The sequence below is a fragment of the Rhabdochlamydiaceae symbiont of Dictyostelium giganteum genome (genome assembly GCF_964291045.1).
In the GTDB taxonomy this organism is placed as follows: Bacteria; Chlamydiota; Chlamydiia; order Chlamydiales; family Rhabdochlamydiaceae; genus PALSA-1444.
The window spans coordinates 1,359,021-1,370,720 of record NZ_OZ197277.1; the positions used below are offsets into that span (position 1 = coordinate 1,359,021).

Below are 11,700 nucleotides of genomic sequence, written 5' to 3' on the forward strand. Positions count from 1 at the left end.
TGGCTTCTTCTCTCTCATCTGATGGATGAGGAGAGACAGCTTAAAGGCTCTTAGGGAAAGTTTTTTGAGAAATCCCTAGAGCGCTTTGCAAAAAAACCCTAGAAATCCAGAGATATTCACACCCTGAGCAAAAGGTATAGATTGCTGCAACAGTGGTTAAAAACCTACTGACACGTTTTAATGTTTCAATTGTCACAGCATCATGGGCATATCCAATCATGCCTAAAAGAATGCAAATCATCACAACAGCTTGTAAAATCGCTTTAATTTTTCCACTCACCCTTGCTGCAAGAGCAATACCCTCTAGAGCAAAAAGCGCTCTTAATGTATTCACAAGACTATCTCTCCAAAAGAAAACAATCACAATCCATAAAGGAATTTGTAATATCCCTTGTGTAAAAGCAAAAAAAACAGAGAGCCGAAAGAAACTATCTGCCATAGGATCTAGTACTTTCCCCAGGTTTGTCACTTGATTATTGCGTCTTGCGAAAAAACCATCGAGCGCATCAGAAATCTCACAAACAATCACAATCAAAAGAAGAAGATAGGGAAGAGCAAGAGGATATGCACCCCTTTCACCCCCTAAGAGATAAAGAGCGACAAAAAGAGGGCTTAACACAATGCGAAATAAGGTGAGGATGAGGGGAAGTTTCATGCAATACACTCCCCTGTTAGATCATCAAAGCTTCTCTTTTCTAAGAGGTGAAAAAAAAACCTAAATGCGTGATGCATAAGAAAAATCTCTCTTGTTTATTCTGCAATCATAGGAAGCGTTTTCGTTTGTAAAGCCAGCTGGCCGCAAGCTGCTGCAATGTCTTTCCCTTTTGTGTAGCGCCAGGTGGTGGGGATTTTAGCATCCACTAAAATCTGCCGAAACTCTTCAATCGATTCTCTACTTGGCCGGCTCAGTCTTAATCCTTCTACTTTATTATAAGGGATGAGATTAACTGTACAAGGGTGCCCTTTGACAAGCTTTGCTAACTGCACGGCATGTTCTGGAAGGTCATTAATCCCTTCAAGAAGGGTGTACTCATAGGTGATATCTCTTCCCGATTTTTGAGCAAAATAGAGCATCGCATCTAAAATGGTTGCAATCGCATATTTTCTTGCATAAGGGATAATTTTTTTCCGGATATCTTGCGTAGGAGCGTGAAGAGATAACACTAAATTTGTTTTAAGCCCCTCTTCTGCAAACTGCACAATTTTATCCACAACACCCACTGTTGATACTGTGATTTTTCGTTGAGAGATGTTTAGACCCTCTGGATGAATTAAGCGCCTTATAGCTGCTGTCACAGCATCATAGTTTTCAAACGGCTCTCCCATTCCCATAAAGACAACATGGCATACTCTTTCCCCAATCTGAGCCAAGGTCCCATCAATTTCAAGCACCTGCTGAATAATCTCTGCCACGTCTAAATTTCTCTTTAACCCTTGCTTTCCCGACGCACAAAAGGCACATCTTGCTGGGCAACCCACTTGAGAAGAAACGCAGACAGTCCGCCTTTCAGGAGCCCGTATCAATACCGACTCAACCAATTGCCCATCTGAGAGTTCCCATAAAAATTTTGTTGTATCGTTATCAACGGAATCCACTTGTTTAACAAGGGTTAAACTCTTAAGAGTAAAGTTATTTTTTAATTTTTCTCTTAGTGTTTTAGAGAGGTTACTCATCTCTTCCCAAGAGGAGATTCTTTTTTGATAGAGCCAATGAAATATTTGTTTTGCGTGAAAAGATTTCTCCCCACTCTCTTGAAGCCATACGGCCAGCTCTTCAAGGGATAAATTATAGATGTTGTTCACAGGATACTTAAATGGGTTAAAAGGGATTGATATTGCAAAAGATAAATTTTTTGGATCTTATTCACTTGGATATGCATTAAATGATTCAGCTTATTATTGATCTGCATCATTTGACGCGTCATTTCTATTGTATAACTTGCCTCATGAGAAGCTATTTTTTGATTTAATAATAACATAGGAATGCATCCATTCTACCTTTTACCTTCCCAAAAAACAATATACAAATAAATAATTTACGTGCTAAAGTAAAAGCACGGCAATCAAAAAAGGGGTTAATAAAATATGCAAGCAGTAAGTTTTAGATCTAATCAATATTGGAATAACTGTATTAATCAATTAGGCAGTTACGCTGAGCAAACTCTGCAAAATCTATCCCCCGCCAAGCCAATCTCCTCTTCAAGCTCTAGACTCTTTCCATCTACCACTCCAAGCTCACCTCCTCCCTCTTTTGTTGCATTAGTGAAACAAAAACTTGGAATTTCACACGATCAGATTCAAGCCTCTTTAAACAACATTAATCAGTATGCTGAGGCGCTAAACGCACTCCATACAATAGATGACTTAAACTTTGATACGCACCGTAACATTGCTCAAATACTGACGAATGTATTCAATGCGCAATTGACTCAATTCCATCAAATTTCTCGCCGCATTAGAATCACGCAGTGGACCCTATTAGGTAGCTCTTATCTGATCTTTGCAAAACACTTTGCACCTCTTCATGCAAACAAATTAGGGAAACCGTTCATGATATTGACTTCTCTTCTGTTGCTGATGACAAAGGTGTACCACAGCTATCAAAATAAAATACTCTATCAAGAGTATGAACAAATTATCTTACAAGCTCAAACCCTTCTTTCAGGAGAACCTCTTATTTGTGAAAAGAAGCCAGAAGAGATAATCCCTGAGGAGCTATCTTCTCCTCCAAAAAATCCCCCTTGTACCACCACTCCTCTAAAGGTCATATGGGTTGATGACACTGACTCTTCACCCGCTCATGAAAAAACAGATACCTTAGAGTAAGTAAAATATCTTCATCCTTCACTTAAGTAGCTTAAAATCAATGTTCTAAAGCAAGTCTAGCCTATTTAAGAAACTTAAGTGAAGACAAATATTTTTGAAAAAACCCTTCTCTTTCAAGCTTCTTAAGAGCACGTTTTTTAAAGAAGAGAGACCTATTTTTTAGATTTGTCCTCATTTGGATAAGATGTAAAAGAGAAATCATTAGGGTCAAAGTGGTATTTGGATTCAAATTCATAGTAGGCTCTTCTAAAAAGCTTTGGCTTGAATAAATCCTTCTCTAAGAAGATGATTGACTTCTTTCTTATTCTAAAAAAACACTACCTGAATGAAAAGCTAGCCTGTTATAATGCATCTTAAGATACAAGAGAAAAAAAGGTATTTATGGTTTTTTTACCTCCTGATGACCCTCTATTTAATGCCTATTGGAAAACCTATATCTCTAAGCTAGGAGCAGAATCTGAGCAAAATGTCAAAGATCTCTCCCCTTCTCATTCTATAGAGCGGCAAAGCCTTCCCAGGTTTTCCCACACTCTCTATAACCCAGCTCACGCCTCTTTCTTTTCATCTATCAAGCAAAAATTAGGGGTTGATTTAAGGGGTGCAGATAACGCTTTAAAAGAAAATATTCGCCATACTAACCAGCTATTTCAACTCTCTTTACCTCCCACGCGCCTCCACTCAACCACATTTGATACCATGTATACGATCTCACGCAAGATGCAACAAGCTCAAGAGATTCGGTATAGTCAAGTGTCTAGACGTGTCAAACTTTTATGGCTAATGATATTAGGAGGCTCTTTAATCACAGTGGGAAGACGTTTTGCACCTCTTCACGCCCTCCAAGTAGAAAAGCCCTTAATGGTCTTTATTACTGTGATTTCTCTTATCACCTGGGTTTACCATAACTATCAAAAGAAAACACTCTATGAAGTGTACCGCCAAACATTCTTAGAGGCAAGTGACCTTCTTTGTCACTCCCCAAGGCTTTTTTCTCTTACAGAGCAAGCCATAGATAGCCCTGCAATATAGCCTGTTGTCCAAGCGTTTTGGAAATTAAATCCTCCTGTAATCCCATCGATGTTAAGCACCTCTCCCCCAAAGAATAGCCCAGGTGTTTTTTTACTCTCCATCGTCTTAAAGTTCACCTCATTTAGCTTAACACCTCCGCATGTCACAAACTCTTCTTTATGGGTTGTTTTCCCCTCCATCTGATAGGTATCTTGACACGCTCTTTGAGAAAGTAGCTCCATATCTTTAAGAGAAAGATGCGAGAGAATTTTCCCTTCCCACGGCTGTGTTAAATGTTTCCAAAGACTCTTAGGAAGATCATAAAGAGCTAAGAGTTCAACTGTTGTAGAAGGCTTCTTTTTTTTCCATTTAAAAAGATCTTCTTTCACTTCTTCAAGAGTTAAATGAGGAGCCCAGTTCACCCTCACCTCTGTTTTATATTCAGCAGCGTAAAGCTCTTTTGCACTCCAAGCCGAGAGTTTTAATACAGCTGGACCGCTTAAGCCAAAATGGGTAATGAGAAGCGGCCCCTCATACGACTGTTTCATGTGAGGAAGAGAGACCCTTGCATGGGGAACAGAGACTCCTGATAGATGCAGCAAAGAAGCAGAGGGTAAATTAAAGGTAAAAAGAGAGGGCACACTTTTTTCTAATGAATGCCCCAGTGACTCTGCAAGTAAGAGCCCTTGACTGCTGCTACCTGTTGCTAACATGATGGATCTACACAAAAGAAGGCGTTCATTTTTTAACTGAATATGAAATAGATCTTCTTCCTTAGAGATCGCAGTAGCTGGCTCACACCCCACTAAATGGATCCCAAGCCTACTCACTTCCTGCATCAACGTATTAATGATCGTTTGAGATTGGTTTGTAGTAGGAAACATCCTCCCATCTTTTTCCACTTTTAAAAGGGCGCCTCTTTCTTCATACCAACTGATAGTGTCTTTGGGTTGAAATGTATGGAAAGGGCCAAGGAGCTCTTTAAATCCTCTGGGGTAGAATTTCACAAGCTGCTGAGGATCAAAACAAGAGTGGGTGACATTACATCTTCCCCCTCCTGAAATTCTCACTTTAGAGAGAAAGACAGCTGACTTTTCTAATACAATCACATGAAGAGAAGGGTTTTTCTCTTTCACTTGAATGGCCGCAAAAATACCTGCTGCTCCTCCCCCTATAATGACAGCTGTTTGATGAGGATGGGTGTTGACAAGTTGTAAAAGATCAGAATCTATCATGGATAAAGCACCTTGGAGTTGATAAGAAAAGGGGTCATCTCGCTCTCTTCTTGATTGCGCTTTAAAATGGGAGCTAGGGATGAATTTTTTTTCCGTCCTATCATACTGCTTGCCATGAGATGATAGCAATACCTCTCCTCATTAAAGAGGAGGAAAGGAGGTTTATGATCTTCAAAGAGATGAGGAATCAGGCCATAACAGTGCCCTTTGAGATAAATAGGGCCAGAAGATCCCACTTTGCAAGAGCTGGTAATATCAATATGAAGAGGCGATTTTGCCTCTCCAATGCCCCCTCCCTCAGAATACAGTGTTAATCGCTCTCCTTTTAAAGGAGGAAAAGAGGCGCTCTCTTCTTCATACCCAATTGTTTGCCCTACTTTGCAATCAAGATCTTTTACCTCTAAAGCACCTCTTACGAGAATATGTTTTGCCTCAAGGGATAAAGAAGAATTCAGCCCTTGAATATCAGGAAGTAAGAGCGTCCCCTTTAATGCTTTCATATGTAAAGAGGCGTGATGATCAGGGTTGATATAGATGCCTGAATCTACCCTCATATCCCCCTGTTCTACGTAAAAAAGAGACTTTTCTCCTCCCTGCAAGTTAAGTTCATGCCCTTTGATCTTTAAAGAGTGATCAGCTTTTAAGGTTTTATCTAAACTCTCCCACCTTATAAAAGGCGCTTCAAATACGCAAGATCCTGTATGGTAGTAGCTTCCTAATAAAGTGATTTCTTTTCCTCTGATATCAAAACTATTGACCCCTTTGTGCTGATAGCTTCCTACACCCCCCTCTAAGATCACAGATCCCTGAGAAATAATCTGCAACCTGTCAAAAGCGCTTTGTTTTCCAATATTTCCTCTTAAATGCACAGGAGAGTCTCCATTACAAAGCGTTAGCATAGATCCCTTAGCCCCATCTAACGCTCCGCTTAAGGTAATACTTCCTTTAACATATCCTGTATGAAGAGAGAGGTTTTTATCTGTCAGATAGATATCTGGATGAAGAGTAATCGGCGAATAATCTGTCATCACGTCTCCTCCTAACACAAGTGTATCTCCTGTATAGGTCACCCCTTGATCTCCTCTTACGGTGTGCTTTTGAAAGATATGACTTCCCTCAAGAAAAACGGTATTTTTCATCGTAATAGGAGCATCAATCTCGATCACACGGCTCTTTGCGAAAAAAGAGCCTCCTTTTAGTTCTTCTTTAACACATAAATAGTCTCCTTTAAGGGTGCACTGATCTTTTACCTCGCATTTTCCTTCTAGTAAAAGATGAGGAGATTCTAGTTTAGCATGAAGAGATTGCACATCGCTTTGCGAGGTCAGCCAAACTCTTCCTTCTCTTTTTTGAATGTGCGATGCTTTAACAACTACCTCTTTATTCATCACGTGCTGCATGACGGTTTGTTGAGGCCTTAAGGGCGCTTGAGAGGCGTGTTGAGACATGAACTCTTTTGTCACTTGCATCACAAGCTGCCCATTTTCTTGAAATCTAAGAAGAACCTCTTCTCCTGATCCATACATCACATTCCCCTCTCTTGCATAAGAGGCGCCTTCTTGATGAATATTTGCCCCTAAAAAAACAAGATCACCTGTCACCTCGATTTTTCCTTTTTGCTCAATAGAGGCGTGCCTATATTCTTGATTTGCAAATTGAAACTGCCCTTTTAAAAAGTTTTCCTGCTGTAAGGCAAGGGTAGAAAACACCCACGAATGACCAGAAATGTCTGCTGTTTTCGAGAAAAGAATACCTGAAGGAGAAACAAAGATGACTTTTCCATTGGTGTGTAATGATCCATTAATTAACGCTGGCTCCTGACTCATCACTTCACAAAGAAGAGTGGCTTTAGATGAGGGAAGATGAAAGGCAAGACTCTCTTTTTCTTTAAGATGAAACTGCGGATACCTGAGCATTGCTTGATCTGACGCATGGATGATCTCTGATCCCTCTTTTCCTTGATAAGAGGCGGTGCCATGAACCACTTCAGGACGGCTTATAGCATGAAGCGGGCTCATCACAGCGCCGATAAGAGTAGAGTAAAGAATGTTTACAAAAGGGATCAGTAACTTTTGATCTTTAAATAGTCCAAATACACCCACTCTCTACACTCATATCTATTAAGGCACTTAAAGATCTTCCTATAACTGAAACTAGAAATTCCGTCCTAGTTTAAAGTAGATGAGGGGGTGTGAGAATCTTCCCTTATTTGTTTGAGGAAAGCCAGCATCAATGCTCCACTTCATTTGATACGGCCCTCTGAAACGAAGACCTGGCCCAATAGAGCATAAAAATTGATGGGTTTGAAGCGCCTCTATGACATGGCCATTTCTGATCATATCTTTTCCCCCGATCGAAAAGGTTTGGCCTAAATCGATAAACCCCGTGAAATAAAAGAGCTCTTCTTGTGGATCAAAAGGGAGGTAGCTATTTGATCTAAAAAAAGAGGGAAATAGGTGCATTTCAGAAGAGAGGTAATACCCGTGATCCCCCAGCTCTTGAGCAAGAGGATACCCTCTTACAGTATCTACACCTCCTAAATAGATCTGCTCTCCTAAAGGGAGTTTATTAAGACTCAGCTGAAAGCCTCCCTTCATCTTCCAAAGGAGCCCCTTGATAAGGGGCTGAAACCGTTTAAATTCTCCTTGGAGCTTTAAAAACTCGCCCCCTGCACCTACACGGCTGCTATGAGGACTTTTGGCTCCCATCGAGCCTAAAAAATGGGGAATGCCAATGCTCAGTTTTCCTTCAAGAAACACTCTTCCTTTAAATGAGTCATATGTATCCATAGAAAAGCCTCCTCCTAAAATAGTCAGCTTGTCATCATTTAAAGAACTTAAGCTTCCAAAATTTTGCAGTTTCTTCCTTTGAAGCTGCATAAAGCTATTGACACTTTGATGAGGATCTCTTTTTACAGCGTAGATCATCTTCATCTCTTCAATCTGTGATCTTCCTCTACACTCTGTTAAAAGAGGAGAGGTTTTAAAAAAGGCCCCTAAGTATGACGCCTCAAAAAAAAGCCCTTTTAACGTAAGAGGAACATGATAGATGAGATCAAAAAAATAGAGATGAGAGGGCGGCGCTCCTGCCACTTGAATCAGCGTGATTTTATCTCCCATGATCCAGTTATTGCCCCTTTCTAACTTTGCTCCTGATCGCCAATTGGTTGTTTCCTCTGACCCTTCATTATTCACATCAAAAGCCAAATGAAAGGGGTGTTGATCTTTAACATTCAAAATCAAATCCACTGCTCCGGGATCCCGCCCTCTTTTCAGTGTCCCCTCCACATGAAGATCCATATTTTCATTGAGAAGGAGAAGAGCTTTCATGAACTTTTGATAGTGAATACATGTGTTTTGAAAGGGAAGGAAATAGCTTTCAATAAAATGCGCGCTATAAAACTTATTCCCTTCTACTGTAATGGATCCTAGCCTCCCTTCAATCACCTCAATGATCAGTACTCCCTCTGTGATCTCTTGAGGAGGAAGATAAGCGGTGACAAGAAAATATCCTTGTTTTTCATAGATAGCTTGAATATGAAGGCATAGCTCTTCTAAGTCATTTAAATTTAAAGGCTTATCTAAATAACTTAAACACTCCTTTTCTAGATACTCGTTTGTTAGGATGGCATTTCCCCTCACTTCAATCTTCTGAAGAGTCACGGTTTCCTCTCCTGTGATGACATTTTCTGGAAAAGACTCCCACTGAAGAAGGGGCATGTTATTTTCTTTTGGAAGGGTATTAGAATCTTCATACTGCTCTTCTAATTCTCTCTCTACAACGCCTGCAGGAGGGGTGAAGCTACCGCTGACGGAAAAAGGAAGGAAACTCCACAGTAAAAGAACCCATTTTTGCTTGATCACGCACCCACGCCTAATTTAAACCAATTTTGTTATTGTCTTTAAAATAGAAAAAAGCTCAAGTCTTTTTATGAAAATACGGGCTTGATCACACTAGAAAAAGCCTCTACTTACATCCACTTCTCTTAGTAAATCCCCTAGATAAAATATTTCATACTTATTCACTACAATCAATTTTAACAACTTAATTATAAAAATATTTATTTATATATAAACATCAAATTAAATTTATTTATATTATAATTAAGGTGTAAGGAGAATGTTTTATGACGATGATTAGAACTGTTTCTCGTTCCATGAGCCCTTTAGGGATAGCCTTGATGAATCCTGTAACCCACAGATTCCCTCAAAATCCCCTATTTAAACGGTTTTTCTGTGATAAAGTAGTTGAGAGCTCTTCTCAAAAAACTTAAGATCAAGATGCATTTTATAAGGGAAAAGATATTGTGCTCGTATCTAAAAAGGGTTTGATTGAGGGGAAAAATCTAACTTATAGAGAAGATAGGCCCGTTTATATTGTTGGAGAGTTGTTCGGTTGGTTTATAGGCCTCTTTCTAACAACGCAAAATATTGATCAAAATAGCATTCAGCTTTATCCAAATAAAAGTAATGGTCTAAAGAACAATTCCAAACTTTTATTTAATCAAATCACTTGTATTAATCCAAAGACACAGATCTTAAAAAAAATTGGCTCTAATGATGACACTCTCCTTCATAATACAATCGTTCTAGAAGCGATTAAACAGATAAAAAACACTCAAAAAACCTCTTCACCTCAAGGGTTAATTTATAAAGTACAAACGATGAATCAACAATTTAACGTATTTAATATCTCAAATTATGGGTTTAAGGCCCCTGTTCATATAGGGATCAAAATAATGGAAGGAGTATCTATAGCAAAGGAAAATAAGCCTTATGCTTTTCCTGTGGAATGGATGAATTCAACAGGAAACAAAGAATCTCAATCTCTAGATCTTCGAGATGTGCATTCTTATTCTAAGGAAACAATGACTTCTATAGGAAAGGCAAATCCTCAATCAACCCTAAAAATTCATACTCAAATGATGAAATTATTCAAAAAATGGATTGAATGATAAAATTTTAAATTTCTAGAAGATGGAACAAGTAAAAATTTTATAATTTTAAAGGAGTCAAGACACTAAAAGCAATCAAAAATAGATGGAATTACTCGTTCAAAAAAGGCATGGGTTTAGCTGCTTCATGATCAAAATGAAAAAGATAAACCCATATCCTCTTAAGCATGATGAGCCTTGAGCGCTCAAAGCAATCGGAAGTGTAAGTCTCATCAATTGATACCCTTATTCATCTTAGATAAAGATCAATGTAAAAAAATATTTAATTCAAAGGCATTATTTATTTTTAATTACACACAAATCCCTATGTTAAAATTACTTAGGTGATTTAAGACTTGAACTATCTGGCTCTTCATCCCATGCTCCTTCATCCATTGATAATAGACGTGTAATCTCTTCTAAAGTGCCCTGACAAGATGCTTCATGTTCATCTTTGAGTGCTTGGAAAACCCTTTTCGAAGTTTCAGGATCGAGCTTACCAGCTCTTGCTCTTTGAGCTAGAAGGCCAAGATTAAAACCTTCAAAATTTTCAAACTTTCCTTGATGCGCTTCAATATAAGCATCAAGCTTTGGATCTCTATAAATTATCTCATCCACTCTTTTTGAATTCTCATCTAGCTTTTGTTGTAGTTCTTTTTTTAAAGCAGGATCCACTCCATCAGACCTTATGATTTCATTCATTCGAATGATCTCTTTAACTTTAAGTAACGATTTCTGCTGAGAGGTGATTGTTCCTAATTCTTGTACCGATTCTTCTAGGCTATCTGACTCTTCATCCCAAGCTCCTTCATATCCGGATAATCCAGTTGCACTCTCTTCTAAAGTTTGGAGATGAAGCGCTTCTTCTTCCTCTTCGAGTGCTTTGTAAACTCTTTCCACAGTTTCAGGATCGAGCTTGCCTAACTCTGCTCTATGAGCCAGAATATTAATATTGAATTGACGAAGATCTTCAATCTTTCCTTGATGCGCTTCAATATAAGCGTCAAGCTTTGGATCCCCATACAGTCTCTCATCAGTTCTTTTTGCGTCTTCATCTAGCTTTTGTTGTAATTCTTTTTTTAAAGCAGGATCCACTCCATCAGATTCTACGATTTTATACATTGTCATCATTTCTTCAGCTGTAAGCAACGGTTTCCATTGAGAGGTGATTGTTTCTAATTCTTGTACCCACTCTTCTGGGCTATCTGTCTTTTTATTCCAATCCCAAGCTCCTTCATATCCGGATAATCCACATGCATTCTCTTCTAAAGTTTGTAGGTGAAGAGCTTCTTTTTCGTCTTTGAGTGCCTGAATATCTTCTGCTTGCTTTGATAGAGGCTCTATTTTAGAGGGCAATGAAGCCGTTTTTTTTAAAATAGAATTTTCCATTTGATCCATTTTATGAGAGACATTCCCCCCCAAATGCTTAGATTGCAAAGAGTTGACTTTGCCTGTTGTACGATCGCAGAAAAATAGCTTCCCTGAAGAGTTTTTTACTTGTGAAAACAGTAAAGATTGGCTTTTTCGGATGAATTGCAAACAATTGATAATTCTCATTATTGCCTCATAAATAATTGTGTTATAGACAATATGCATTCTTATCTAATTACACATAAACATCAATTTTAATGATTTATTACTGAAGGGTGCACACTATCACTAACTGATAGAGAAGTATCCTTTAAAAATCGGTATTTT

At 38.7% G+C, this 11,700-nt stretch carries 11 protein-coding genes; 4 read left to right on the plus strand and 7 right to left on the minus strand.

The features are described from left to right. Window positions 1-40 precede the first annotated feature (40 nt). The 3 genes from ACI7T6_RS04770 to ACI7T6_RS04780 all read right to left on the minus strand — a co-directional run bounded on the left by ACI7T6_RS04770 (window position 41) and on the right by ACI7T6_RS04780 (window position 1,979). Window positions 41-655 (minus strand): CDP-alcohol phosphatidyltransferase family protein, encoded by a 615-nt coding sequence (locus ACI7T6_RS04770; protein WP_404665243.1) that lies wholly within the window; start codon window positions 653-655, stop codon window positions 41-43. 95 nt (window positions 656-750) lie between these two features. Further along, window positions 751-1,803 (minus strand): 23S rRNA (adenine(2503)-C(2))-methyltransferase RlmN, encoded by a 1,053-nt coding sequence (gene rlmN, locus ACI7T6_RS04775; RefSeq protein WP_404665244.1) that lies wholly within the window; start codon window positions 1,801-1,803, stop codon window positions 751-753. Beyond that, window positions 1,800-1,979: a hypothetical protein gene (locus ACI7T6_RS04780; RefSeq protein ID WP_404665245.1), complete on the minus strand. Its 180-nt coding sequence runs from the start codon at window positions 1,977-1,979 to the stop codon at window positions 1,800-1,802. Before ACI7T6_RS04780 ends, rlmN begins: the two co-directional genes overlap by 4 nt. A 106-nt stretch (window positions 1,980-2,085) precedes the next feature. Here ACI7T6_RS04780 and ACI7T6_RS04785 point away from each other — a divergent pair, with 106 nt between their 5' ends. Together ACI7T6_RS04785 and ACI7T6_RS04790 are read left to right on the plus strand one after the other, a co-directional pair. Then, window positions 2,086-2,826: a hypothetical protein gene (locus ACI7T6_RS04785; RefSeq protein WP_404665246.1), complete on the plus strand. Its 741-nt coding sequence runs from the start codon at window positions 2,086-2,088 to the stop codon at window positions 2,824-2,826. 381 nt (window positions 2,827-3,207) lie between these two features. Next, window positions 3,208-3,855: a hypothetical protein gene (locus tag ACI7T6_RS04790; RefSeq protein ID WP_404665247.1), complete on the plus strand. Its 648-nt coding sequence runs from the start codon at window positions 3,208-3,210 to the stop codon at window positions 3,853-3,855. On the opposite strand, the gene ACI7T6_RS04795 is transcribed toward ACI7T6_RS04790, so the two are convergent. From ACI7T6_RS04795 to ACI7T6_RS04805, 3 genes are read right to left on the minus strand one after another with little or no spacing between them, the layout of a single operon-like run. Next, the gene (locus ACI7T6_RS04795) at window positions 3,798-5,069 is read right to left on the minus strand and encodes an aminoacetone oxidase family FAD-binding enzyme (RefSeq protein ID WP_404665248.1); all 1,272 of its coding nucleotides are present in this window, start codon (window positions 5,067-5,069) and stop codon (window positions 3,798-3,800) included. The two genes, ACI7T6_RS04790 and ACI7T6_RS04795, sit on opposite strands and share 58 nt — an antisense overlap. Continuing rightward, window positions 5,066-7,171, minus strand: coding sequence for a filamentous hemagglutinin N-terminal domain-containing protein (locus tag ACI7T6_RS04800; RefSeq protein ID WP_404665249.1), 2,106 nt, complete (start codon window positions 7,169-7,171; stop codon window positions 5,066-5,068). Before ACI7T6_RS04800 ends, ACI7T6_RS04795 begins: the two co-directional genes overlap by 4 nt. Before the next feature lie 51 nt (window positions 7,172-7,222). Continuing rightward, window positions 7,223-8,932 carry a ShlB/FhaC/HecB family hemolysin secretion/activation protein gene (locus ACI7T6_RS04805; RefSeq protein ID WP_404665250.1) on the minus strand — a complete coding sequence of 570 codons (1,710 nt, stop codon included), beginning with the start codon at window positions 8,930-8,932 and terminating at the stop codon, window positions 7,223-7,225. A 263-nt stretch (window positions 8,933-9,195) separates the two neighbouring features. Between ACI7T6_RS04805 and ACI7T6_RS04810 the strand changes: the two genes are divergently transcribed. Together ACI7T6_RS04810 and ACI7T6_RS04815 are read left to right on the plus strand one after the other, a co-directional pair. Further along, a complete protein-coding gene (locus ACI7T6_RS04810; RefSeq protein WP_404665251.1) occupies window positions 9,196-9,342 on the plus strand; it encodes a hypothetical protein in 147 nt (48 codons plus the stop codon). A gap of 33 nt (window positions 9,343-9,375) precedes the next feature. After that, entirely contained in the window at window positions 9,376-10,023 is a 648-nt protein-coding gene (locus ACI7T6_RS04815) for a hypothetical protein (RefSeq protein WP_404665252.1), read from the plus strand. A 315-nt stretch (window positions 10,024-10,338) separates the two neighbouring features. Here ACI7T6_RS04815 and ACI7T6_RS04820 read toward each other — a convergent pair whose 3' ends face one another. After that, window positions 10,339-11,559 (minus strand): hypothetical protein, encoded by a 1,221-nt coding sequence (locus ACI7T6_RS04820; RefSeq protein WP_404665253.1) that lies wholly within the window; start codon window positions 11,557-11,559, stop codon window positions 10,339-10,341. Window positions 11,560-11,700 lie beyond the last annotated feature (141 nt).